Origin of the sequence: Pelolinea submarina (assembly GCF_003966975.1) — a bacterium.
Classification (GTDB): Bacteria; Chloroflexota; Anaerolineae; order Anaerolineales; family Anaerolineaceae; genus Pelolinea; species Pelolinea submarina.
This window is the reverse complement of sequence record NZ_AP018437.1, coordinates 2,166,284-2,191,516: the sequence shown is the minus strand read 5'-3', so window position 1 is coordinate 2,191,516 and position 25,233 is coordinate 2,166,284. Positions and strand designations below refer to the sequence as shown.

At 42.1% G+C, this 25,233-nt stretch carries 20 protein-coding genes, 1 tRNA gene and 1 riboswitch; of the genes, 8 read left to right on the top strand and 13 right to left on the bottom strand.

The genetic code is table 11. The annotated features are described in order from the left end of the window. Positions 1-269 precede the first annotated feature (269 nt). From Pelsub_RS09695 to Pelsub_RS09640, 12 genes are all read right to left on the bottom strand, one after another. Entirely contained in the window at positions 270-653 is a 384-nt protein-coding gene (locus Pelsub_RS09695; protein WP_116223936.1) for a hypothetical protein, read from the bottom strand. Positions 654-668: 15 nt separating this feature from the next. Then, positions 669-2,003 (bottom strand): signal peptidase I, encoded by a 1,335-nt coding sequence (locus Pelsub_RS09690; RefSeq protein WP_158675067.1) that lies wholly within the window; start codon positions 2,001-2,003, stop codon positions 669-671. Positions 2,004-2,076: 73 nt separating this feature from the next. Beyond that, entirely contained in the window at positions 2,077-2,469 is a 393-nt protein-coding gene (locus tag Pelsub_RS09685; RefSeq protein ID WP_126440485.1) for a hypothetical protein, read from the bottom strand. A gap of 131 nt (positions 2,470-2,600) precedes the next feature. Beyond that, positions 2,601-2,693: riboswitch (cyclic di-GMP riboswitch) on the bottom strand. A 202-nt stretch (positions 2,694-2,895) separates the two neighbouring features. Then, the gene (locus tag Pelsub_RS09680) at positions 2,896-7,731 is read right to left on the bottom strand and encodes a PAS domain S-box protein (RefSeq protein WP_116223938.1); all 4,836 of its coding nucleotides are present in this window, start codon (positions 7,729-7,731) and stop codon (positions 2,896-2,898) included. Positions 7,732-7,897: 166 nt separating this feature from the next. Next, the gene (locus tag Pelsub_RS09675) at positions 7,898-8,776 is read right to left on the bottom strand and encodes a sensor domain-containing diguanylate cyclase (RefSeq protein ID WP_126440483.1); all 879 of its coding nucleotides are present in this window, start codon (positions 8,774-8,776) and stop codon (positions 7,898-7,900) included. Positions 8,777-9,006: 230 nt separating this feature from the next. Continuing rightward, positions 9,007-9,960: a glycosyltransferase family 2 protein gene (locus Pelsub_RS09670; protein ID WP_116223940.1), complete on the bottom strand. Its 954-nt coding sequence runs from the start codon at positions 9,958-9,960 to the stop codon at positions 9,007-9,009. Between the two features lie 80 nt (positions 9,961-10,040). Further along, entirely contained in the window at positions 10,041-11,570 is a 1,530-nt protein-coding gene (locus Pelsub_RS09665) for an ArnT family glycosyltransferase (RefSeq protein ID WP_158675066.1), read from the bottom strand. 99 nt (positions 11,571-11,669) lie between these two features. Continuing rightward, positions 11,670-12,530: an energy-coupling factor transporter transmembrane component T family protein gene (locus Pelsub_RS09660; protein ID WP_116223942.1), complete on the bottom strand. Its 861-nt coding sequence runs from the start codon at positions 12,528-12,530 to the stop codon at positions 11,670-11,672. 70 nt (positions 12,531-12,600) lie between these two features. Beyond that, positions 12,601-13,533, bottom strand: coding sequence for an ECF transporter S component (locus tag Pelsub_RS09655; RefSeq protein WP_116223943.1), 933 nt, complete (start codon positions 13,531-13,533; stop codon positions 12,601-12,603). An 81-nt stretch (positions 13,534-13,614) separates the two neighbouring features. Further along, positions 13,615-15,228, bottom strand: a complete 1,614-nt coding sequence (locus Pelsub_RS09650; protein ID WP_116223944.1) for an ABC transporter ATP-binding protein — start codon at positions 15,226-15,228, stop codon at positions 13,615-13,617. A 120-nt stretch (positions 15,229-15,348) separates the two neighbouring features. Continuing rightward, positions 15,349-15,567, bottom strand: coding sequence for a hypothetical protein (locus tag Pelsub_RS09645; protein ID WP_116223945.1), 219 nt, complete (start codon positions 15,565-15,567; stop codon positions 15,349-15,351). Next, positions 15,568-17,622 (bottom strand): hypothetical protein, encoded by a 2,055-nt coding sequence (locus Pelsub_RS09640; protein ID WP_126440481.1) that lies wholly within the window; start codon positions 17,620-17,622, stop codon positions 15,568-15,570. It abuts the gene before it with no gap. A 172-nt stretch (positions 17,623-17,794) separates the two neighbouring features. Here Pelsub_RS09640 and Pelsub_RS09635 point away from each other — a divergent pair, with 172 nt between their 5' ends. Continuing rightward, positions 17,795-18,583, top strand: a complete 789-nt coding sequence (locus Pelsub_RS09635) for an HAD-IIA family hydrolase (protein WP_116223947.1) — start codon at positions 17,795-17,797, stop codon at positions 18,581-18,583. A gap of 6 nt (positions 18,584-18,589) precedes the next feature. On the opposite strand, the gene Pelsub_RS09630 is transcribed toward Pelsub_RS09635, so the two are convergent. Beyond that, positions 18,590-18,661: transfer RNA gene (locus Pelsub_RS09630), tRNA-Gly, on the bottom strand. A gap of 190 nt (positions 18,662-18,851) precedes the next feature. Between Pelsub_RS09630 and mreB the strand changes: the two genes are divergently transcribed. The 7 genes from mreB to minE are packed head-to-tail and all read left to right on the top strand — an operon-like array spanning position 18,852 to position 25,205. After that, the gene (gene mreB / locus Pelsub_RS09625) at positions 18,852-19,895 is read left to right on the top strand and encodes a rod shape-determining protein (RefSeq protein WP_116223948.1); all 1,044 of its coding nucleotides are present in this window, start codon (positions 18,852-18,854) and stop codon (positions 19,893-19,895) included. A gap of 27 nt (positions 19,896-19,922) precedes the next feature. Further along, a complete protein-coding gene (gene mreC, locus Pelsub_RS09620; protein WP_116223949.1) occupies positions 19,923-20,768 on the top strand; it encodes a rod shape-determining protein MreC in 846 nt (281 codons plus the stop codon). Continuing rightward, entirely contained in the window at positions 20,768-21,271 is a 504-nt protein-coding gene (locus Pelsub_RS09615; protein WP_116223950.1) for a hypothetical protein, read from the top strand. The genes mreC and Pelsub_RS09615 overlap by 1 nt, the downstream gene beginning before the upstream one ends. Then, complete coding sequence (gene mrdA, locus Pelsub_RS09610; protein ID WP_116223951.1) at positions 21,264-23,384, top strand: penicillin-binding protein 2; 2,121 nt, start codon at positions 21,264-21,266, stop codon at positions 23,382-23,384. The genes Pelsub_RS09615 and mrdA overlap by 8 nt, the downstream gene beginning before the upstream one ends. Positions 23,385-23,401: 17 nt before the next feature. After that, on the top strand, positions 23,402-24,094 hold the full coding sequence (locus tag Pelsub_RS09605) for a septum site-determining protein MinC (protein ID WP_116223952.1): 693 nt from the start codon (positions 23,402-23,404) through the stop codon (positions 24,092-24,094). A gap of 37 nt (positions 24,095-24,131) precedes the next feature. Beyond that, positions 24,132-24,923, top strand: coding sequence for a septum site-determining protein MinD (gene minD, locus Pelsub_RS09600; RefSeq protein WP_116223953.1), 792 nt, complete (start codon positions 24,132-24,134; stop codon positions 24,921-24,923). A gap of 15 nt (positions 24,924-24,938) precedes the next feature. Further along, a complete protein-coding gene (minE, locus tag Pelsub_RS09595; protein ID WP_116223954.1) occupies positions 24,939-25,205 on the top strand; it encodes a cell division topological specificity factor MinE in 267 nt (88 codons plus the stop codon). Positions 25,206-25,233: the final 28 nt, after the last annotated feature.

Here is a 25,233-nt window from a genome sequence, read left to right as displayed (position 1 = left end):
CCCGAAATAGAAAACAAAAAAGCTTTCCGGAATCGGAAAGCTTTTTAATCGTTTCTTTATGCTTTATTGATGTGATATGGGAATTTTATGATCCATCCAAGCAAAATAAGCCAACCATTCCGTCGGTAAGGGATGTGGTTAGCTCTCGTCGTAAATTCATCGTGTTGGATTTCACTTTCTTGCTCACAATGAGAGGCATGATAGCATGGAAATTACCAGGTGTCAATAAAAAAATTATTCAGGCATCGATAGAGGGAAAAAGAATTTCCCTAATCCATTTCAGTTTCACAATTCAAAAATGTATCCGTGCCATTTCCTCCAATGCAGATATCGGTTCCATCCCCGCCATCTATAGTGTCATCCCCATCACCACCTACCAAACAGTCGTTGCCAGCATTACCGGAAAGAGAATCGTCAGACGAGGTTCCAAGCACCAGATCATTTAGAATTGATCCAATGGAGGAGGTGGAAATATACTCGAGGCTGAGAGAACTGCATTCAACCGGTTTCATTTGTTCAGCCGTGACTTCATGTGTTTGCATGTCAAGCCCGGATTCCGGTACAGTGTTAGAAGCCGTTAAACCATAAATCGCACTGATAATAATCATAAACGCCAAACTGATAAATAAAACACGAATAAATTTAGAAATCATAGGAGTACTTTCCTGTTATTTACCGGCAGATATATTTTTGGATGCGATAAGATTTCCAAATTTCTTATTGAACCAAAAGAGCGCGATTATGGTTGCACCAATCATATAAATGGAAATAATACGCGCTACTAAAACATTGATTTTCAACCCTAAGAATGAGATGGTGTTGGGGGAGGAAGAGCTGCCCATAATTGAGCCGCCAAGTGTTGGGTTTAGTACTTCATTGTTGTCGGATGAATTGTCAGTCAAAGTTAATTTTTGATCATCCAAAAAAAAGGTAAGTTCAGGCATAAAAGACTCTTTAAAAGTACGCTCTCCGATCGAGCCTTGAATTTCAACTTGAGGCTGCAGGATGAGTGTATACCGTTTATTTATGATGCCTGTTTGGCTTTCAAAGTTATCAATTACATTGTCAACTTCGGTTAAGTCTAAAACGGCTGAGGAAGTGAACGAACTCTCCTGAATCAAAGAGGGCGGTATGATCTCAATTGATTTTTCCCAACCGGTTGTGTCTTTGATAATTGCCAGCATTTTGTATGTACCGGTTACATTTACTTTTCTATTTGATTCCAGTTCATAAGAGAAAACGATATTTATAGAATTATTGATTTGACGAAAAATTGGATCACCGGTTTCCAATTGATTACTTTCATAAATATCTTCCGGTACTTCGGAGAAATACTCAAAGTGGCCATAATTTGTGTAGGTATAGTTATCAGCGATTGTTGTTTCTATTGGGTGAGTAAATGAGACAAAGGCAATAATAAGAGCGACAAAACCAATTATCGAGATGATGTATAACCAATCCAAAGGATTGGCTGTTGCGTCAGAATTTTCACTCATTTTATTTTTCTTCCTTACGTCTAAAATCTTCTTCGGTTTACCATCTGTTTGAAGTAAATATATAAATACAATCGCAAACGCGACTACCAAAAATGCGAAGTTCGCCGGTTTTCTTAGTCTCTTGAGATATTTTCCTGCAGAAGGTATGAAAAACCAATATTTTCCTAAGATCTCGGATGATTGCGGGTGATAAGAATCATCCCACGTATTATTATCACCTCGTAAAGTATAGCGTCCATTTTTTATAGCAATGATACGATGGAAAATCGTACCAATTTCAGGTTGTTGATATGTTACGATATCACCAATAGCATAAGAATTCGCTTCGCGGATTAGTGCCAAATCACCAAAATGGAATTTTGGTTCCATGCTATTCCCGATGATAACAATGTAAGATGTTTGTCCGCCTAGAGCAGGTGGTGCAAAAATAAACCAGCCGATAAAAAGTAAAACTAAGCCGGCGGCTGAAAATATGGTGCTAAGTGGTTGTTTATCAGTCTCTCTCAAATTATAAAAATGGGTTTGGGATTTTTTATTCCCAAACCCCAATATTTTGGATTAAGTGGTTCTACTTACCAGCTTATTCAGCAGCGACTACCTGTAATGATTCTATGGCTGAAACACTTGGTTCAGACGATGCGGTGAAGGCACATGACCAAGTATTGGTTGTAGGCCCAGTGCAGCTAATCCAAGTTGTACCTGAATCAATTGTGATTTTTACTTGACTGGGTATGCCGGCTCCACTGGTGGCGACGATATCCATTGCGACACTTTGTACTTTTGATGGATCTGCGGCTAAGAGGGTGTAAGTGATATTACTGACGGTATAACCGCTGACTGTACCAGAACCATCTCCAGCACCGGATTCAGGAACTACATTAGCTGCGGCATAACCATACGCAACCACTCCCAGAGTTAAGATGATTAAAGCAATCGCAATATATTTTGGTTGAAGTAGTTTAGAAATTGACATTTTTATCCCTTTTATTAATTGAGTTTGATGAAATTGCGAGAATTAACATTCGGTAATCTTATTAAAATAAAAACGCCTCCTCTCATGTACACGACAATTCATGAACATCCGAGACGTTTTATGTATAAAACTTCGGCAGCTCTGCAATCATAGTAATCATGAACGATCACTTTAGACCATTAGCTTTGCGTCTCCAGCTTTCGCAGGATTTGCCTTTTCGATTGTGTATACATTTAGATTAATATTAGTATGACACGACGTCATACTATTCAAAACAGATTATATCTTAATAAAATTCAAAGAATTTTTATTACTATTCAAAAATACTTTTATTAATAAATTGTAGTAAAGATAAATAAGTTTGAACAATGAATAACAAATGCATTGCCTGATAGTTTTATGTTGGTAGATGTTTTCAGAAACACTTCATTGGAAATTATTCAGAACCCGTGTAAAAAACACTTCTACTAGTTGTGGATCAAAGTGCTTACCCGCTTGCGATAACATATATTCTTTAGCTTTGGCGCGAGGCCACGCTTTTCGATAAGGGCGATCAGAGGTGAGCGCATCCCAGACGTCCACAACCGCGAAAATCCTAGCTGCCAATGGGATTTCCTCACCTTTTAAGCCTCGTGGATAACCAGTACCATCCCAACGTTCGTGATGGCAGTAAGGAATATCGAGGGCGGGTTTTAAATATTTAATAGACGATAGCATATCAAAAGCATCTTGAGGATGTTTACGAACGAATGCCCATTCTTCATCAGTAAGTTTTCCCGGTTTATTCAGTATGGCATCCGGAATACCCATCTTACCAATGTCATGCAGCAACGCTCCACGCATGATGTTCCCTATGGATTCATCATTGATCCCCAATTCGTAAGCAAATCTCATTGTCAGATCAGTAACACGCTTGGAATGTCCTTCAGTTTCCTGATCACGCAATTCCAATGCTTTGGCCCAACCTTCAATTGTCTCGTTATATGCGACAGTCAGATTTAATGTCGAACGTTGTAGTCCATCGAAAAGCTCATTATTGTCAATTGCTATGGCAGTCTGCATCGATAACGTATTAACAATATCAATCCATTCCGGAGAAGGGGAGAATAATTCATGATAAAAAATTAGCATTACACCTTTTAGATCCCCTTTTACAAATAAAGGCGCAGAGTGAAATGATTTAAATTCGCCAGATTGAAATACTGACTCACCAGATAAAATGTTTTCGGGAACCTTTAGACTTTCCGCGCTGACTATGCGTCTTTCCATGATGGATTGTCCGGCCAAGCCATCACCAATATGAAAGCGCAACCGATCAATATCTTTGGGTTGAAAACCAATGCTGGCGACCGGCTCAAGAAGCATAGTCTGTGGTTTACTTAATAAGACCATTAATGCATCACAGTTAAGAAGCTCCCTGGATTGTTTAACGATTACATTAAGAGTGACTTTAAGATCCAGGCTTGTATTAATCGCCTGATCAATAACACGCAGAGTATCCAGCTGATTTACTTTTTCCTGAGTCTTTTCGCGCAATGAGGAACGGTGAATAGCATTCGCCGCAATGTCTGCCACTGACTTTAGCAAACGAATATCTCGCTCGTTTAAAACGCGATTGCTGCCAATGAAGATCACACCAATATCTCTGTCTTGAATGATCATAGGAACAGCGGCAGAAGCACGACAATTTGTAAATTGATCGGCATAAAAGGCATTGGGATCTTTCTGATCACCATTATTAAGGTATGGCTGCATACTATCGAGGATCTTCCGACTCAGGCCAACTCTCGGGGGGATTCTCAGTCCAGTACTACCTGCCCATATGCCACGGCCAAGTTCGATGACCATTTCGTCTGTTATTGGGTCTAGCAAAACAAGAGTTGCGCCCTCTACGTTTAATTGTTTAATTAGTTGATCCAGAATGACAGGATACATTTCTGAGCGAGTTTCAGCAATACGCAGCGCAGCCGATATATTTGCCACGATGGTCAGTTCTCGTTCTCGTTGATCGCGTTCAGTCACATCTTGTTTTATGCCGATGTAATGTAAAATATTATTTTTATTATCCATTAACGGGGTAATGGTCATTTCTTCTGTGTAAAGACTACCATCCTTCCTTCGGTTAATAAGAGTGCCTTTCCAAAATGATCCACTCTTTACAGTCTCCCAAAGGTTTTTATAAAAATTTTCATCCTGCATACCTGATCTAACCAATTCGCTCGCAACGCGACCCTGGATTTCATCGTTGGTGTAACCAGTCAGGATGGAATAAGCAGGATTAGCCCATTCAACTATCCCTTTTGGATCGGTAATTACGATTGCACTCGCAGCTGCATTAAGAGCTGTGGTTTGTAATTGCAGTTTTTGAAGGAAGCGGCTATTTTCAATAGCTAAACCAATTTGATTGGCTGCTGTCACAAGGATTTCAGCAATTTCTTGCGAGTAGGCTGATTGTTTAGGGCTTCTAAACTCCAGCAATCCAATCACTTTATTCTTCACAATCATCGGGATAAATAATGCTGACTTGAAAATAGATTTCTTTGTGGTTAAATTCTCAGAAGATTGTTCACAAACGCTTGAATTTGTATTATCAGTAAATATTGGTTTCGCAAGATTAATCGCTCCACAACGTCCAGTTTTTATTTTTTTATTAATTAGAAGATGTTCTATTGAAGAAATATCAATGGGTTCATTATCTACAAATGAATAATTTACTTCCAGAGTATGTTTTTGTTCGTTGATCAGGGATATAGCAAAATTGTGACAATCTGCCAGTAGGTTTAAATATTGATAGGACGTATGAAAAATCATATCCAGATCAATTGTCTGAGAAAGCGCTAACCCCATTTCATACAAAAATGAAATTTCTTTAGATTTTTGCTGGATTAATTCTTCATTCTTTTTTAATGCAGTAATATCCCGAATAAAACCACCGATACCAATTTGGTCTCCCAACGATACAGGAAATTTCCTTGAATCAAAATACCTATCACCAATTTTTTCGATATTAATCTCAAGATTATTGTTATTTATTGCCTGTAGATCAGATTTATGACAAATTTTTGCAGCATCACTTGACATCAAATCAAAATCTGTTTTCCCTAAAATTTCTGGTTCGGTTTTACCAAAATAGTCTTGAGCCGCTTGATTTACCAATATATGTTTGAAATCTTTGTCTTTTAATAAAACGATATCCTCAGTGCCATTAATTAAATTACGAAGTTTTGCTTCGCTACTCTGTAACGCATTAATTGCCTGCCATCGATCGATAACCTTCCACACGGATTCCATTAGAAGGGACAATTGGAGAATGTCGGTTTCGTCATAATCCGCAACTTTATTGGCTACCCCGATAACCGCTTCGATCTTTCCGTCATTGAAAATTGGTACGGTTAAAAATTTTTTTAGATGAGCATGCCCTTCCGGGTACCCTTTCTTAAAAGGGTTAGGCTTGTCAAAATCGTTTGCAATAATGTTCTTGCGTTGTCTTACAGCTTCGCCCCATAAACCGGTATTCTCTAATTGATATGTTGTCTGCTTATCAGTGATGCTACATTCTGCCATCACTTCATCTGACCAGGTATTCAAAGTAAATTCTTGACTAATCTCAGAGTAAAAATAAATATAGCCAACCTTACTTTGGGTTAATTTTATAGCTTCATCTAGCGCATAATCCAGAAAATCCTGCTCGTTCCCCGCAGAGTATTGAAGGATGTTTACGATTCTTTGCATTCGATCCAAATTTTGTTGAAACTCGTTTTCTGCTTTTTTTCGATCGGTAATATCCTCAATTGTGGTTTGGATCGATGATATGTTCTTTTTTGAGTCGAAAACCAGGAAATCATAGGTTTTAAATATCCGAATCTTCCCATTCTTTGTGACATATTTGCGTTCACTGCCTTCAATGAACTTTTTGTTACTAGTCTTCTTATTTGCAAACGAATTCCTGGCGGCTTCTCGCTCATTCTCAAAAATGAAATCGAATATTTCTTTGCCTAAGGCTTCCTCTTTTGAATATCCCAGGACATTGCACCATCTCTGGTTGACGTCCAGGATGCGACCGTCCGGCGCTAATATATGATAAGGAACCGGAGCGTTTTCATATAACCACTTAAAATTGGATTCCGAATCGCGAATAGCTTTTTCGGCATTTTTCCAGCTTGTGATATCTATAACACTTGCCAGAAGGTGCCGTTCGCCATTTAAGATCATGCTTGAGTCGGCAGAGAACAGCCCTGTGAAAATTTCACCGCTCTTTTTCCGAAAAGAATATTCTCGGCCAGTGATTTCATTATTCTTTTCCAAATCCGAAAAAACTTGTTCTTGGTCTTTTGGATTAACCCATATGTTCAAATCTTTAGAAGTACTATTTAATACCTCATCGCGTGAAAATCCTAAAAATCTGGTGAAGGCATTGTTAACATCAATAATTTTGTGATCACTAAGACGGCAAATGGAGATTGCATAAGGAGATGTTTTAAATGCAAGTGAGAACCTTTTCTCACTTGCTTGGACAGTCTCTTCGAGCTGGACTTGCTCCGTAATATCAATAATTGAGCCTTCGATATACTTTTCTTTCTTATATAGTTTGAAAGTTGCTAAACAATGACGTACTTCCTTATTCTTTCTGCGAACGTCTAATTTAAGATTCTCTCCGAAACCATTTATGTATACAGTTTTTTGGATTTGTCTCGATGAATCCATATTAACCCAAAGTGAAATCGGTTTACGTTTAATTAGTTCTTCACGAGAGAAGCCAAATAATTCACAAAATGCATTATTAAACTCAAGAAATTTCAATCCGTTTAGCGTGGTTCGAAACATCGCCACGGTGGCATTATCAAAAAGATTTTTATATTTCGCTTGACTCTCGGATAAAAGAAATTTCGTTTGCTGTTTTTCAAGTGCCTGCTGTATGGAAAGGAGCAGCTGATTGATATCATAAGGTTTTTCGAAATAAGCAAATGCCCCAGAGTTTATCGCTTGAATTGCAGTTTGCTGTGAGGCATAACCTGTTACGATTATGAATTCAATTTCCGGCGAGATTTTTTTTAAAGATTGAATAAGGTCAAGGCCAGAAATATCCGGTAAATTAAGATCCGAAATTATCAAGGCAATATTCTCTTGACCGAAAATTTCAACTGCGTCTTTACCGGTTAAAGCGTGAAAAAGAGGATATTCCTGCATTTTAAGAATATCCTTTAGCGTTTTTTGAAGATTGCGATCATCATCAATAATCAGTATTTTCGATTTTAGAGTCATATGGTTCCTGATAAATATCCAATATCTACAAATAGTATAAAATAGATAAGAACATTATACGTAATATTGGCATCTGGCGTAAATTGGTTGAGATGGATTTATTTAATAACTTATGAAATTTATAATCGAAGTGGAAAAAGGAATTAAGCTCTAGTAGAAAATTCAATCAAGAATCAGGCCGCTCGGTTTTGGCCCTTTTTTGCTGGTACATACGAGCATCGGCTATTTTCAATGCCTCCGATAAAGAGCAAGGAATTACGCACGTTGAGACGCCGAAAGAAAAATGAATAGGAACATCGCCATTGCTTTTTTGTAAATAACGTGCAACTCGCTCAAGAGCTTGTTGGACAACCAATTCATCAGATTCAGGCAGAAGGATAGCAAATTCATCTCCTCCGATTCGTGCAATGACATCCTCACTTCGGAAGGATTTTCTAAGGAGTTGAGCGGTACGACATAGGAGTTTATCACCCGATGCGTGACCGAGCTTATCATTCGTATTTTTCAACCCATCGATATCTAACATAATAATACTGATTGGATATTGGCGACTTTTTTCAAGGCGCTCCAGTTCTTCCTCAAAAAATGATCGGTTGTATACCTTGGTTAGTGCATCATGAGTACTATAGTAATGAAATTTATTTTCAGCTGTTTTCCGAGTAGTAATATTTCGAATATTGCATTGGATTACTTTTTTATCTCCCTCGTCATAAACATTGCTGACAAATTCGACATTTATGCGTTCACCCATTTTGGTTTCCAGGGGCAAGTCATCATATTTAACTGATAAATTATTTTGCAGGTTAAGAAAGGATTCTTTGTTTGCGGTGATATTTCTTAATGGACCAATTTCCCATAATTCCTTACCTAGAAATTCTACTTTTGAGTAACCCAATAAATCAATTAAATATGGATTGACATCAGTGATCTCCCCGGTTTCAGCATCTAATATTAAGATGCCGTCCAAAGCAGATTTGAATAATCGTCTGTATCGTAATTCAGATTCTTCGAGTGATATTTCTTGCGGTACTTTTTTTTGATTCACAGGTTTTATATTCCCTCGTTGTGAATCAGAATTCCCTGATCTTCCCACTACTACTCCCGTACTATAAAGGATAAGACAAATCAATAATAATTTCAATATCCGTCGATTATTATACAAATCAAAAAGAAAAACTGTAAATATTTAGCTACAAAGGATAGAGATTAAAAAATAATTGATGATGTTAATAAATTTGGGAATGACGAGAAATTAATTATATATTTAACTCTTAATTAAAAACGGCGTTTCTTAAATTCAATCATCAATCGATCCTGATTCAAGCGAAGACGGTTTAACATTTCCGCAATCAGCGCAATGATAAAGATCAACATCCCGAAAATAATAAAACCTAATCCGATGAAACCGGCTGATTTATAGGGTGTGAATGAATGATTGATGATATAGAAGATAAAAAGGAATAGCTCAAATAAGATACCCAAAATAAAGAATATTGAACCGAGCGTGCCAAAAACTCTGAGAGGACGATAATCAAGCAAGACCCGCAGGATGATACGGCTGGTTTTTGAAGCATAATTGGAGATAGACCCGGCTACCCTGGATTTTCGTTCAGGGTAGTAGCGGATGCTGATGGGTAGTTCCAACACACGCATTCCTTGATAGACTAACGACAAAATACTCTCGTGCGTGTAGGTAAATTTCTCAAACACATTCAGGCGTAAGAGCGCCTCTCGATTATAGGCACGAAAACCGCAAGAGACATCCTGAAATTTCTGATCGCTGATTGAACTGACTAATGACGCGACCATTTTATTACCACGGTATTTAATGGGAGGCATGTACTGCGGGCGACCCTGGGTGAAGCGGTTGCCAATGACCATATCGGCCTGGTTTGCGAGGAGTGGTTGGATGATAACCGGAATTTCAGCCGGGTCAAATTGTCCGTCGGCGTCAATCCCTACCAGAATATCGAACTCATTATCCCAAGCATACTGGACGGCTGACTGAAAAGCCATTCCAACACCCTGATTTCGCCCATGACTAACCACATGAGCGCCACTTTCACGGGAAACTTCAACGGTGCAATCTGTGCTGCCATCATCCACAACCAGGCATTCCACCGCGTCAATACCCTTGATTGACACAGGTATCTGTTGAATGACACCTGCGATGTTTTTTTCTTCATTTAGGGCAGGAATATAAACCAGCAACTTCATATGTTTATCCATTATTATCCAGATGTAATATTCCTAATTATCTTATAGGCCAGCTTGATATGCAACAGAAAAACCTAACCAGATTTGTAAGGTTAGTCTACTTTATACAACGCAAGCTTTTTATTCTCACTTTCAAAGACCAGCTGCCAGTTTTCAGGTGCATCATAAAGATAACTGGGCAGGGATGAGGAAGGCGTCATAAAATCGCGATCGACAATAAAATAACCCTGATCGATTTCTTCGGCACGCAGGTACAGGTTTGCGGTGTTGATGTATTTGGTACTGCCGCGCCAAATCAACCTGCCAAAAGGATTGCGAATATACATTGGCAGGATGCGTTCAAAAGCACGTTTGTTATCCCGGTCAATCCAAATAATATCTTCGGGATTATCGTGCTCTTGAAGATAGGCACGCAGCTCTAAATATTGATCCGCTCCATTGCGGATAAAATCCGGATCGTTTTTTATACTGTTGATTCCACGGGCGGCGGTCAATGATAGAAAGACAGCCAAGAAAATGGATGCGAAGCTATTCTCAGAAATCCTGAGCTGTGGGAGCGATTTCTTTATCCAAACAAAGAAGGCATCCAACATAGCAACAGCCCCAATCACCAATGGCGGGAGGATAGGCACCCAGTAGCGGAACTTGTGCAGCCGGAGTAGGACAATGCCTTCCCAATTGAAAATCACCGGAAGAAGGCCGGCAATAGTGAAAAGGACATAAATCAAGAGAACCCAGGATAGTAGGAAAATATGGCTTTTTTGCTTTTTAAAAGACCTCACCAGGCTGTTCAATACACCCAATCCCATTAACATCAAAATACCTTCACCGCCATCTTTGATGAGCAATAAAGCAAAGTAATTGATAATACGGCTAACATCCTTTTGAATTTCACCAGTGGTTTCCCGCGGTGAAGCGGCTAAAAAGCGAATCAACGGGTTTTGATAGTAAATAATGCCTACAGCAACCTCGATACCGTACATCAACAACATGCTGATTGCTAAAGGAATCAAATGGCGGTAAGGAATCTCCAGCATCCAAAAGACAAGTGGGATTAGCAGAAATAAAATGGCCAGGTATTCTTTTATCAGATAAGACCAACCAAACAGGACACCAGCCGAAATGAAAATGACCAGACTTTCCTTGGAGGCGAAATCTCGTTTGTGTTGCTTATTACCGAAATACGTAAAAAGTAAAGCAAACGCAGCTGCCGAACAGGCGGTGGCAGGTAAATCAGGCAGCAAATGACCGGCATCCTGAACCAGATTGGGAATGAAAATAACCCAAAGGCCGGAAAAAAAGCCGACCCTGCGGGAGAAAAGACTTTTTCCAATTAGATAGATACTTACAGATAGTAGAGCCGCGCTGAGAATGGGAACTGTATAGTATGCCACTTCCGATGTACCAAATATGCGGTAGAGCACCGCTACCGGCAATTCCAGACCGATGCGCATGCTGCCAATATTCGGATTATCGGGTAAATGGGGAAAGCGAATCGCAGTGATGTAATATTCCATTTGGTCGCTGAGGATGGGCGGGTTGAGAAATAAGAATTGAACCCCAACTGCGACAAAAATAAGGAAAATGATGAATATCAGGTCATTTTTGAGCGTTTTTTGCATGGCTGTAATCATATCAGATTCTAATGATACAGCTTATAAAAAATGGCCGGATCGAGAAAAATATACCCGATTCCATAAGATAGTTGAGAGTACGTAGAATCAGGTAATCAAGGCAGACGGTACCCAGAACTTACCAATCCCAAAAAGAGATAGCGCGATGACAGTAAGTATCATTAGAATACTAAAAGCAATCAGACAATAATCCCGTTTTTGATAATGGAGTTCCTGTATCCAGGTACGTTTTCCAATGCCGAAAGCGCGTAGATCCATTGCATCGATGATGTCCTCACTACTCGCAATGGCGTGAATGGTCACGGGAACCATTAAGGGCGCCAGTTTCTGAACTTGTTTAAAAAGCCCGCCACTTATTTTTTCCAATTCATAACCGCGTGCCTTTTGAGCATCCATGGTCAATTGAAAATCTCGACCAAAAGTCGGAATGAATCGCATGGTCAGGTCCATTCCGTATGCGAATTTATCCGGAAGGCCTAAGCCTTTGAAAATAATTCCATAGAGCGCCGGGTTGAGTGAATAAGGCAAGAGAATTGTCATGCTGGCCAGGCTGAAGACACGCAAAATCATACTGAGCGCGTAAAATGTCTTTTCCCAACTAATTTTTAGAATCGGCTGCCAACCAAAGATTGAAAACGGTAAACTTATATTTCGAATCAGATGTTCACTGGTATAAAGCTCCACACCGCCGCGCCCGGTTAAAAACGTAAGCAGGGAAAAAAAGACGATGAACACGCCGATGAAGAGCCAACCGCGCCGCATTTCTTTCCAACCAATTCGGGAAAAGATCGCAACGGAAAGCGCCACAACAAAGAAAATACTTAAAAATCGAAGATCCCAGAAAAACACGGTAGCGGCAATGAAACACGCATAAAAAATAATCCAGGCCCGCGGGTCAAAGAATTGAATAATCGATTTACGTGGTTTGTAACGCCAAGTGACCAGCATTTTAATGAATCCTTAAGTAAATCTATGGATTGGGCTGCGCATAGCAGCAGCCCAATCCGATTGAATAAGATTAGCGCCCAGTCTGCCGGCGACTTGCGCTGAAGGCGCTGACCAGCAGCGGTACCAGAATGGCCGCGAAGATCAAGTTGGGGCCGGCCGAGGGAATGAATTCGCCCACGATGGCAACCGCGGGAGAATAGCCATTGATCCAAATATCGGATATGGCCGCAAAACCCATGCCGAGCAAGTTGCCCAACATAGACCAGGTAACCGCGGCAGCGACATCGATGTTCTTTCCGAATACGAACCGGACCAATAGCACCAGAACGAAACCAATTACTATTGAAATACCGGCAAATAAGGAAATCTGAGCATCGCCGAAAATGTTGTTTTCTACATCGTAGAAGAGGGTATTGCTTTGGTTGGAGTTCATCAGATAGAAGACAGTCGCAATGGCAGTTAAGACAGCACTGACGATCAGAACGGTATTGATGCCTTTCTTTTTATCACTGAACAGCCATGAAAGACCGGCGATAAAACCGACCAAACCATTACCAACACTCCATTGAGGGGATAGACCGAATCCAGTCAACGCATCGCCGAACATGTTGCCGACTGCGCCAGTGAAGAGGCCGACGACCGGGCCAAAGGCATAACCGAAGAACATGGGAATGGCAATAGCCGGACGCAGAGACACCTGACTGACAGACGGTACGACAAAAACGGTACCATTGAATAAGTAAGAGAAGATGGCGTACAACGCGGCGCCAATGGCCATATAGACCACTTCGCGCGTGCCGACTTCCCACATCTTATGTTTGCTGGTTGCCAGGTAAACCAGGAATGCGATCAGCAAGCCCACGCCGACGAAGACAAAGCGCAGCAGGGCAGTCTCATCCAGGTCAAGATCCGGATTGAACATTTTGCCAATCTGCCAGATAGCTATAAAAACAACAACGACTGCAACGAGAGCAAGAAAAATCGATAAAGTTTTGTTTTTCATTTTTCCTCCACCATATTATTTTGAATAAATTGAATTGCTCACTAACCCTAAGGCTGCCAACCTTTGTTGGATCTCTCTTGATTAAAGTACCTGCGCAATTTGCTCCGCACGCATAAACCGGCCGGTTTTCCCCAGATATTTCAAATTTACATCCAATAGGGATGTGGGGACCAACCTGTTTTTGTGAAGATGATCATAATCTTTTAAGATATCCTGCGGTTTACCATCGGCGACAAGTTGTCCGTTGTTGACCATCAGAATACGGTTAGCGTAAATTACCGCTAAATCGATGTCATGCGTGATAAAGAGTATGGCATCGAAATTTGGCAGCTGCAAGATGGCATCCATAAAATCAATATAGTTGCGATAATCTTGACCTGCCGAAGGTTCATCCATCACAAGGATTTTTGAGCGCATGGCAAGTACTGCAGCAATGCTGACACGCTTCTGTTGGCCAAAGGACAAAGATAATGGTGGGATTTGTTCCATCCCCGAGAGATTCACAATATCAATAGCTTCCTTCACCTCCTTTGTAATACTGGTTTTGTTATGGCCTAAATTTTGAGGGCCAAAAGACAATTCTTCCTCAACCGTTGGCGCAAATAACATATGACTGGGGCTTTGGAAGACATAACCTAAGGTTTGGGCAATTTCTGCAACACTCATTTTGCTGGTGTCTCGTTCGCCAATTAATACCTGGCCGGCTTTGGGTTTTAATAAGCCGATGGCGTGTTTCACCAGCGTTGTTTTGCCGGCTCCGTTGGGGCCAAGCACTGCAATGACATCTCCATGGCGAATATCCAGGGAAATTCCATGCAGAATGGGTACACCTTCTTCATAAAAATATTCCACATTACGGAAACTGACTAAAGATTGTTTGTTCTGTTCCGGAAGTTTGAAAACAGGGAAGGTATGCACATCCTTTTGTTTCTTTACTCGATCGATGATCATCGGAGCGGGAAGTTTTACATCACGGTAATTAATAGTTTCATCCAATTCTCCAGCGGTGCCCTGGTAACGGACTTCACCAGATGACATAAAAATTACCCTTTCAGGATGAATTTTCAGGACGTCTTCAACACGGTGTTCTACCATTAAGATAGCCATGCCTTCATCCGCGAGAATTCGCAAGATGGCAAGCGTCTCCTCCGCACTGGCTGGATCCAGAGAAGCCAGCGGTTCGTCCAGTAGCAAAATCCCTGGCCGCATTGCTAATACACCGGCTAAAGCGACTTTCTGTTTTTCACCCCCTGATAAGCTAAAGGTATCACGATTGCGCAGATCGGAGATTTTCAAGCGTGCCAGTGATTCATCTACTCTATTCAGAATCTCACTTCGGCTAAAACTCAGGTTCTCCAAGCCAAAGGCGACTTCATTGACTACTTTGGTACCTAGGATTTGGCGTTCCGGATCCTGCAGCACAGTACCAATCATTTGTGAGATTTCGGCTAATTTTAAGGTGGACAGATCTTTGCCGAAAGCTGTAATCTGACCAGTTTTTTCTCCCCGGTAACTATGCGGGATCAATCCGTTGATACAGCGAATCAATGTTGTTTTTCCGCATCCGCTGGCGCCAGCGATTAAAGAGACTTCTCCAGAGGAAAAGCATAAATTAATATCTTTGAGAGCCGGTTCTTCGCGAATTAGGTAGCGGAAATTTAAATTCTCGATGGTGAGCAAGTTTGGAATTTTCATGCGAAAAAATTATTCCCTCGTGCCGCAATGTTAAATTCATACAATTTACATTTAATACTATATCATTAATGAAATAATTAGTCTGAAAATTCTGAAATTAAAACAGTAAATTCTAAATCCCTACTCTTTTTTTACAATCTTATCTAATCCAAGCATCACCAATGCTACCAAACCGACCGGAACAGCCATCCCAATAAGGCAAAGAAATCCCATGAAAGCGGCATTCTTCCCATAAATTAACCAGATCATACCCAGGCCTACCGTGATAAGCAAAAATATAAACCAAAAAACCAAGCGGACCTTGGTTTGGGTGTGATATTTTTTAGGATCGACTGGCACCTATTCTCCTTCTATTTTTGGTTTATAAAATGCAATTGCCAGCAAAAGAAAGCCCACTAATACAATGCAATATTGGTAGCGGAAATTTTGGACGCGGTTGAATAAAAGTAAAAAGAGTGATTGTCCCAGGGAAGGCGCAAGGAGTAATACTCCCCGCCAGGATTTGATCCTGCGAGAGAAAATAACTGTGCAAAGGATGCCAAGATATAGATACCAGGCTGGGTGCCAGAGGAGCGCGGAGGTAAAAGCGTTCTCATCCAGGCTGATTAGCCAGGCGGAAATTGGATCGATTAAACCTGGTAAAAATGAGTCTTCCAGATATTGGGGAATATAACTGCGGGTCCAATAGTATTTTCCTTTTATTTCTTCTACAAATGGATGCTTGATCGCGCAACCACCGGAAACGTTCCAAACGATATCGCTGGCACACAACATATGCGAGATTTCCAATCCGGGATTGCGTTGAAAAAGTGATATTTCCAATTGGCGATTAAGGGTGGAATTGGCGTGAAACTCATCTCTGTCGAAATCATCATTAGCCCACATGGCTGTGTTGGAGCAGCAGGAATATTTCCATTCTTCTAATGGAAGCAAAGTATCCAGGTAAGCGGATTCATCATCGGTCATCGGAGTACCGTTGACGACATGCGCGCTGATATGGTGCAGGAGAATGTTGTCCAAATGCCCCTGAGAATCATGGGTCACATTTAACAGCGAGGAAAAAGGACCGCTGATAAAAAGCCAGATTGCGATTACCAGGGAAAGACTGAGTAATGATTTTCGCCATAATCTCGGGTAAATTATAAACAGACAAAGAAAAAAGAAACCAACCGCCGGAATGCCGTTGTACCGGAAGAGAATTGCCAATGAAGCGGCCGTTGTCAAAAGAAGTAGATTGAATTTGCTCTCCATCCATTTCCCCTGGGATAACACAATTCTAAATGCCAGGTAGGTCAGGCCCATTAGCACGATGCTGTAGGGGATGTCGTTGGTCAATGTAATTATGGACATGAAATTGGTTGGAAGAAGGGCAAAAATACAGGTAAGCGGAATTAATACCTTATTCGAGACACCTTTACTATTTAAGAAAGAGAACGCATTGCCAACCAATAATGCCAATCCGGTGATTTGAATAATCAGAACAGAAGATGCAGAAGAAAGGTTATTGATGCAAAAAGCAACCAGTAGTGTAAAGACAATTGGGTGCCAATCGGTTGGATGACCTTGTTGTAATTCATCCACTGCCAGAATACTGACATCACCAATGATGCCGGGCCAGAATACAACGAAGACAAATAACCACACCAGCAAAAGGATATAAGCATAAGGATGCCGGCTGAAGATTCCAGTCGATAAGATAAAAATGGTTAGAAAAATGATGGGGAAGGCCGCCAGGTTAACGATGCGATGTTCATATGGAAGGACTGAAAACTCCTGGTCAAATTCGGAAACATCTGCATTTGAGCCCAGATCAACTTGTTGGCTGTGACCATCCCAAGTAATCTCAACGGAATGCGGCTCGGATGTGGATTGGAAAAAGATAACGGCTTCTTCACCGGTAATCCCACGCCAGGAAAAGCCAGCGGCTTGTGCCGGAGGAAAATAGATTGAATCTTCATTTACTTCATGGTCACCGCTGATAACCAGTTCGTTAAAGCTGACATCCCGATAGGCCAACTGAAGATGGCTGAAGTAAAGGCCATCGCTGTCTGCGGGCAAGTCTTCCATGTTTAAGTTCACGGTCAGCGTATGTTCAGGATAAAGTGGATAGATATGCGGGACGGCATACACAAAAGTTAAGCTAAGAACGATACTTGCCAATATGGTGGCGATCAAAATAACGACTTGCTTCCATTGCGATATGGAATGATAAATTGGGCAGGTGATTTTGGTGAGGAAGATATCAACGAGAATGGCTACGAACAAGGCAATAACCAGACAAAGGACAATCTGGCTCTTACTGAAAAGAGGTAGTTGAAAGTGATAGATATAAATCAAAAGTCCGACACAAAATCCAATCAAAGCTGAGACGAATGGATAATATGGATGTGACATCTGATCAGCTAAGAAATCAAGAAATAACCTTTTCAAATTTCATCCTTGTAGTATGAAAGACATTGTATAGCCCCATTATAAAGGGACAAAATGAAAAAAAAGGATATTTCGTGAAATGGTTTAGAATTGGCAGCGTAAAGTTCAGATATCATATTTATAGGCAGGTAAAACAATGACGACTTTCTTGAATGACATACGATGCTTTTTATTAGATATGGATGGCACTTTTTTTCTGGGAAATGAACTTCTACCTGGGGCTCTGGATTTTATGGATTACCTGAGCCAAAATGGTATTGACTATTTATTCCTAACCAACAATTCTTCAAAACACGCCGGTCTGTACGCCGAGAAAATCCATAAGCTTGGATTCGATGTGCCGGTTGAAAAAATATTCACCTCAGGCGCTGCGACAACAATCTACCTGAACAAGCGACAGCCAGGCGCGAAAGTGTATCTGGTGGGAACGCAGGCGTTGGAAGATGAATTCAAACGCAGCGGGTTCGAGCTGACCGCAGAAGATCCTGATTATGCCGTACTGGGCTTCGACACCACGCTGACTTACGAAAAGTTGACGATTTTCTGCGACCTGGTGCGGGCGGGCAAACCATACATTGCCACACATCCGGATTTTAACTGCCCGGTGCAGAATGGATTTATTCCGGACATTGGCTCTTTCATGGCGCTGATCGAGGCATCTACAGGACGAGAAGCCGACGTGATCATCGGCAAACCCAACGTGCACATTGTGGACGCGGTGGTGGAAAAAACCGGTTATTCGAAAAAACAGATTGCTATGATTGGCGACCGCTTATACACGGATATTGCGATGGGCATGGCCGGCATCAAAACCATCCTGGTGCTTTCCGGAGAAACTAAAAGAGAAGATTTGGAGAATTCACCATTCAAGCCTGATTTGATAGCGGATAACTTGGGTGATATATTAAATAGGTGGGTAGGATAAAAAGAGAGCGGGTGATGGGATTCGAACCCACGAATGGTAGCTTGGGAAGCTACTGCCTTACCACTTGGCTACACCCGCACATAGAATGAAATTATAGCGAGTGCAGATAGGCCTGTCAAGTTTATAACAAAAACAAGGAAAAAACCTAAAAAAATAGAATTTTCGTTATAATGTTATAATACTGCCCGATTTTTAAGATAAAAATGATAAATTCGCTTTTAAGCAAATAGGAGAGCGTTAATTGGTTACTAATCCTGTAAATTGGTTGATGGGGCTGTTTTCACTTGATTTGGGTATCGACTTAGGTACCGCTAATACCCTCATCTATGTAAGGGGAAAGGGCATCATGATCCAGGAACCATCATGGGTTGCGATTGATAAGCGAACACGCCGACCTTTGGCGATTGGCGCGCAGGCAAAAGAAATGATCGGCCGTACTCCCAATAACATAGTCGCTCTACGACCGCTGCGGGATGGTGTCATTTCAGAATTCGAAATTACCCAGGCTATGCTGGGATATTTCATTGGACGTGTTCACCAACAATCCATTGTTCCCATGCCGAGACCGCGTGTGGTGATAGGTATTCCCTCCGGAGCAACCGAAGTAGAAAAACGCGCTGTTTTCGACGCGGCCATGGCAGCGGGTGCGCGTGAAGTCTATCTGATCGAAGAACCCCTGGCTGCCAGCCTGGGAGCGGGTTTGCCCATGGCAGACGTACGCGGCACCATGATCGTGGACATCGGCGGTGGTACTACTGAAGTCGCGATCAGCTCGCTGGGCGGCATGGTAGTTTCACGTTCACTGCGAGTCGCCGGCGATGAAATGGACCAGGATATCATCAACTATATCCGCAACAAATATAATCTGTTCATCGGCGAACGCATGGCAGAGGATATTAAAATCCAGATTGGATCGGCATATCCCCTGGAAACCGAAAAAACCATGACCATCCGCGGCCGGAACCTGGTGACGGGTTTACCGGAAGCATTGGAAATCTCATCTATCGAAATTCGAGAATCGTTGCAGCCATCCCTGCAAGTAATCATTGACACCATTAAAGATGCTTTGGATGAGGCACCGCCTGAAATTGGAGCTGACTTACTGGATACCGGCATTTGCATGGCAGGCGGAAGTTCACAACTCCAGAACCTGGTACAGCGATTAGCGAACGAGTTAAAAATGCATGTTTGGCTGGCTGAAGACCCGATGACCTGCGTGGCACGCGGGGCGGGTATTGTCTTAGAAGACCTGAATCGTTTCCAGCATTTATTAGTGGATGTAGACCGCTCAAGCAAACAAAGATCTGGTTGAGCATAAGCTTAACAAACTAAAATAAGTATGAAACCAGTATCATCCAACACGCTGCGCAACGCAGTGGTTGTATTCTTGATAATCGGGATACTTTTTCTGGCATTAAGTGGATATTTAAGGCCGGTCTTGGGGGTTGTAATGGATCCATTCGTGGCTGCCCAACGCTGGTTATCTGAACGTTTCATGGCGGTTTACGATTTCTTTACGCTTCCACGCGATGTAACTGAACTGATTCAACGCAACTCGGAATTGGAGGATGAAGTGGCCAATTTACAGAGCCAAATCATCCAACTTCAAGAGCAACTGCAAGAAGCGGATATCCTTTACTCACTGCTCGACTACGCTCGGTCCCGTCCCGCTGATGAATATATCGCGGCAGCGGTCATCGGCCGCGACCCCAGCCCGTTTCTGCAATACATTATTATTGACCACGGCTCGGACGACGGCATCCGTTATGGAATGCCCGTAGTGACCCAGCAGGGTTTGGTGGGGAGGGTGGAAGCTGTGACTGCCAGTGCGGCTCGCGTGCAATTGATTTCAGATGCGCAATCTACTGTTAATGTTACGCTGCAAACGCAGGATGCTGACGCGCTGATTGAAGGCTCCATTAGCGGTGATATCACTTTGGAAATGCTCAATCAAAATGTTTCTTTGAATACCGGTGATATTCTTCTGACTTCCGGTCTGGGCGGCAATTATCCCTCAGACATTTTAGTAGGACAAGTTGTAGATATCCAGAAAACTGAGAATGAATTATTCCAAACTGCTTATATACAGCCAGTTGTCGATTTCGATACCCTACGGGCAGTATTGGTTATTACCAACTTCCAGACTACCAATATTTCCCCCTTAACAAACGAGACAGAGCGATAATGCTTGCTAATTTTGTTTCAATCCCTTTTATGCTGTTGTTATCCGTGCTGCAATCAACAGCCATTAGCCGCATCACTTTAATTAATGGGTGTGCTGATTTGGTGTTAATTGGCGTTGCTTGTTGGGGTGTCAAGGAGAAAGGATATAATGCATTCGTGTGGGCGTTGGTCGGCGGTTTGTTTACTGCTTTGATCACTGCCATGCCATTTTATATCCCTATTGCTTCCTATATTTTTGTTGCACTTTTAGCAAAAATATTATTTGGGCGAATATGGCAATCACCAATATTAATGTTGATAATTGTTGTATTCATCGGAACAATATTTCAACATATCCTGAGCATTTTTTACCTTCAAGTAAATGGCGTAAACGCAGGATTAATAACCAGTTTGCGAAATATAACACTACCCAGCTTGCTACTAAATTTGTTTTTCGTTTTCCCAATGTACGTGGTTGTTTCCGATTTGCGGCAATGGGTACTTCCTGGAGAAGATTATGAATAATGCAAAGGGAAATAAGCCTGTAATTGATAAGTGGCGTATTCGCTTCATTTATATATTAATCGCAATTGTATTTGGTTTTTATACATTGAAGTTGTTTACTGTCCAGATAATCAACGGGAATTATTACCTGGAACAATCTGAAGACAACCGTACCAATGAGATCAATATCCAAACCGAACGTGGAATTATCATGGACCGCAACGGAGTCGTACTGGCCCGCAACGTTGCATCCTATAATGTGACGATAACACCGGCAGACTTGCCGGGCGATCCAACCGTGAACCCACTTCCGGGCGCAATCCAGGAGATCTATCGGGAATTATCGCCACTGATTGACATTCCTGTCTCCAATGGGGTGCTAAACGATGATACGGTAAAACTTTTTACACCCTGCTATACCGATTTCGGTATAGCTGAAATAGTGATTATTCAGGACACAAACGCACCCTATACCGCGGTGAATGTCGCTTGCGATATTGATAAAGAAACCGCGATGATCATCAGCGAAAAAGCAACAGATTGGCCGGGCGTTGGAATTAAGATCGAACCTATCAGAGAATATCCAACCGGAGATATGACATCTGAAATAATCGGGTTCCTTGGCCCTATTCCGGCTACGCAAGAAGAATACTATCGTGAAGAAGGCTTTGTCACCGATCGCGACAAAGTTGGCTATGCAGGTGTGGAATCCACACTCAACGATATATTGGCTGGAAAGAATGGCAAGCGCGTGGTGGAAGTAGATGTGGCCGGTAAAGAGATTCGCGACCTGGAACCTCCCGTTGACCCGATACCTGGGAATAATGTCAAATTGACCATTGACACCCGACTTCAAGCCGCAACCAAAGCTGCGCTGATCGGGGAAATTCAATGGTGGAACCGGTATTTCAATACCATCCGATCATCAAACGGTGTGGCTATCGCAGTCAACCCCAAAACAGGAGAAGTCCTGGCAATGGTGTCTTACCCTACGTTTGAAAACAATCGTATGGCGAAATACATCCCCGCATATTATTACAATCAGCTCCTGGCTGATCCTTTAACGCCGTTGTTTAACCATGCCATTTCAGCGGAACATCCCCCGGGATCTGTCTTTAAGCTGTCAACCGCAATAGGCGTTATGAATGAAGGAGTAGTTACGCCAAACCAAAGTCTGACCTGCCCTGGCAAAATTACGATTACTGAGAAATATTCTCCAAACGACCCTGGTTATGAACGGGAATATGTATGTTATGACGAATTGGGGCATGGACAAGTCAGCTACACCCGCGCGATTGCGCTTTCTTGCGATATCTATTTCTATAAAGTAGGCGGCGGTTACGCGGGAGAAGTTGATGAGGGCCTGGGAATTGATCGGTTGGCTGAATATGCCAAAGCACTGAGTTACGGACAGGCTACTGGGATCGAATTGCCTGGTGAAGCTGAAGGATTGATCCCAACTTCCGCTTGGAAACGTATTAATATGAGCGAAAACTGGTCCACCGGAGACACTTACATTGCCGCTATGGGCCAGGGCTATGTGCTTTCCACCGCTTTGCAGGTAGTAGAATCCGCGGCCATTATTGCCAATGATGGAGTTTATATGCAGCCGACACTGGTTCGAGAGGTGCTGGATTCTGATGGAAATGTGATTCAATCTTTTACCCCAAAAGTAAAATGGGACATTACCAAAGATCCGTTGATCACTGTTTTTGACGAAAACGGAATTGCCACTGAAGAAAAGAAAACCGTGGCTCCCTGGGTTATTGACCTGACTCAGGAAGGAATGCGCAAAGTTGTCGCTGATACTGAGGGTACAGCCCATAACTACCTGAATAACATCATCATCAATGGAAAAGAAATCCCGGTTGCGGGCAAGACCGGAACGGCGGAATACTGCGATAATGTTGCCCAGGAAAAAGGATTGTGCATTCCCGGCAGTTGGCCAACTCACTCGTGGTTTGTGGGATATGCTCCTTATGATGATCCTGAAATCGCCGTGGTGGCGTTTGTCTACAACGGTGGTGAGGGAGCCAGTGTGGCCGGTCCTATTGCACGTAAAGTCTTTGAAGCGTATTTTGAGCTAAAGGCAATTGATGCCGGTGAGCCGGAAGTAGTCGAAGAAATTGAATAGCAGGGAAGAATAGAGCCATGGAAAAATTAGAAGCATTCCCGATAAAAGGATTTCGAGAAGGGCTCCTGGTTACGATGGGAGAGGGGGATTGGCAGAAAAACTTTGATGCCCTGATGCAGCAGATTGATGGAAGATGTGAATTCTTCGAAGGCGCCAAGATTGCGATTGATGTCGGTGAGAGAAAATTACGCGCGGTTGAGGTTTGCAAATTGCGCGATAAATTAGCCGACCGTAATGTGACACTTTTTGCATTATTAAGTCAATCGCCCGCAACCGAAGCTGTTGCGGAAACTCTGGGACTATCCACGAAAAAGAGTGTTTTGAAAGTAAATGAGGAAGATTTGCCGCGGGCGCTCTATGACGGTGAATCAGCCCTGATGATAAAAAAAACACTAAGGTCGGGCACTTCCGTAAAATACTCCGGTACCGTGATTGTTGACGGGGATATCAATCCGGGAGCCGAGGTAATTGCAAGCGGGTCTATTTATGTATGGGGAAAGATAAAAGGAACAGTGTATGCAGGAATTGAAGGTTCGGAAAAAGAGGTCATTGCCGCACTGGAAATCAGCACAGAAAAAATGCGCATAGCCAATATAGCTTATCGTGAAAGTAAATTAAAAATAAAACCCAAGAAAAAAGTATGTAAAGTTATCATTGAGGGAAATAGTCTGCGGTTTGTCGATTGGGAACAACATAAACTGATAGAATAAAAATAATCTATTAATAATCTATTCATTTGAGGAAAGCATGACAGCAAAAATAATAACGGTTACATCGGGAAAAGGAGGGGTTGGTAAAACTACAGCCACCGCTAATCTTGCCGTCGCTTTGGCCCAAATAGGTCAACGAGTGGTTTGCTTGGATGCAGATATTGGCTTGCGCAATCTGGATGTTGTAATGGGACTGGAAAATCGCATTGTATACGATTTAGTGGATGTAATAGAAGGCCGCTGCCGACTAAAACAAGCCATGATTCGTGATAAACGCTTTGATGATTTACATCTCATCCCCGCTGCTCAAACGCGCGATAAAAATGCCATTTCACCCAGCGACATGATGAAATTGGGAGAAGATTTACGCGATGAAGCCGATTGGGTCATTATTGATTCACCGGCAGGAATCGAAAGAGGATTCAGAAACGCAATTGCACCGGCCGATGAAATTCTGGTGATTACTAATCCGGATGTATCGGCAGTGCGGGACGCGGATCGGATTATCGGGCTAATCGAAGCAGAACAGAAAGAACCCGCCAAACTGATCATCAACCGTTTGAATCCGGCTATGGTACAGCGCGGTGATATGCTGGACGCGGAAGATGTTTTGGAATTACTGGCCATCAAATTGATCGGAATTGTCCCTGAAGATGAAAATGTGATTGTAAGTACCAATGTCGGGAAACCAGTGGCTTTGGACGAAAAATCCAGGGCAGGACAAGCTTTTAGAAACATTTCCCGTAGATTGATGGGAGATGAAATCCCTCTACTTAATATGGATTTCAAGGACGATTTCTTACATAAATTATCGCGGATGTTTAAATAAAAGGAGGTTGATGAAATGGCTGATTGGCTAAAAAGGATCAGCGGCCAAACCGGCAGCGCTGATGAGGCAAAAGAGCGGTTGAAATTAGTATTAATTCATGACCGCACGGACATCAACCCGGAAACGATGGAAGAACTCAAGGATGATATATTAAAAACTATCTCCCAACATATCGCGATTGAACCGGAATCTGTGAAAATTACCATGATGCATGAAGGCCGGGAACAGCGTTTAGTGGCTGATATTCCCCTGAAGCATTATGACCGTAAAAAGGTAAGTTAATTACCAGAATAAATTATTAATTAAAAAA

What these genes read in the sequence shown, in the direction of transcription:
- Pelsub_RS09660 (WP_116223942.1), bottom strand. Translation starts at nt 12,530, where the DNA reads ATGCTGGTCACTTGGCGTTACAAACCACGTAAATCGATTATTCAATTC.
- Pelsub_RS09615 (WP_116223950.1), top strand. Translation starts at nt 20,768, where the DNA reads ATGCTTGCTAATTTTGTTTCAATCCCTTTTATGCTGTTGTTATCCGTG.
- mrdA (WP_116223951.1), top strand. Translation starts at nt 21,264, where the DNA reads ATGAATAATGCAAAGGGAAATAAGCCTGTAATTGATAAGTGGCGTATT.
- mreC (WP_116223949.1), top strand. Translation starts at nt 19,923, where the DNA reads ATGAAACCAGTATCATCCAACACGCTGCGCAACGCAGTGGTTGTATTC.
- Pelsub_RS09665 (WP_158675066.1), bottom strand. Translation starts at nt 11,570, where the DNA reads ATGCAAAAAACGCTCAAAAATGACCTGATATTCATCATTTTCCTTATT.
- mreB (WP_116223948.1), top strand. Translation starts at nt 18,852, where the DNA reads ATGGGGCTGTTTTCACTTGATTTGGGTATCGACTTAGGTACCGCTAAT.
- Pelsub_RS09685 (WP_126440485.1), bottom strand. Translation starts at nt 2,469, where the DNA reads ATGTCAATTTCTAAACTACTTCAACCAAAATATATTGCGATTGCTTTA.
- Pelsub_RS09650 (WP_116223944.1), bottom strand. Translation starts at nt 15,228, where the DNA reads ATGAAAATTCCAAACTTGCTCACCATCGAGAATTTAAATTTCCGCTAC.
- Pelsub_RS09655 (WP_116223943.1), bottom strand. Translation starts at nt 13,533, where the DNA reads ATGAAAAACAAAACTTTATCGATTTTTCTTGCTCTCGTTGCAGTCGTT.
- Pelsub_RS09695 (WP_116223936.1), bottom strand. Translation starts at nt 653, where the DNA reads ATGATTTCTAAATTTATTCGTGTTTTATTTATCAGTTTGGCGTTTATG.
- Pelsub_RS09670 (WP_116223940.1), bottom strand. Translation starts at nt 9,960, where the DNA reads ATGGATAAACATATGAAGTTGCTGGTTTATATTCCTGCCCTAAATGAA.
- Pelsub_RS09635 (WP_116223947.1), top strand. Translation starts at nt 17,795, where the DNA reads ATGACGACTTTCTTGAATGACATACGATGCTTTTTATTAGATATGGAT.
- minD (WP_116223953.1), top strand. Translation starts at nt 24,132, where the DNA reads ATGACAGCAAAAATAATAACGGTTACATCGGGAAAAGGAGGGGTTGGT.
- Pelsub_RS09605 (WP_116223952.1), top strand. Translation starts at nt 23,402, where the DNA reads ATGGAAAAATTAGAAGCATTCCCGATAAAAGGATTTCGAGAAGGGCTC.
- minE (WP_116223954.1), top strand. Translation starts at nt 24,939, where the DNA reads ATGGCTGATTGGCTAAAAAGGATCAGCGGCCAAACCGGCAGCGCTGAT.
- Pelsub_RS09640 (WP_126440481.1), bottom strand. Translation starts at nt 17,622, where the DNA reads ATGTCACATCCATATTATCCATTCGTCTCAGCTTTGATTGGATTTTGT.
- Pelsub_RS09680 (WP_116223938.1), bottom strand. Translation starts at nt 7,731, where the DNA reads ATGACTCTAAAATCGAAAATACTGATTATTGATGATGATCGCAATCTT.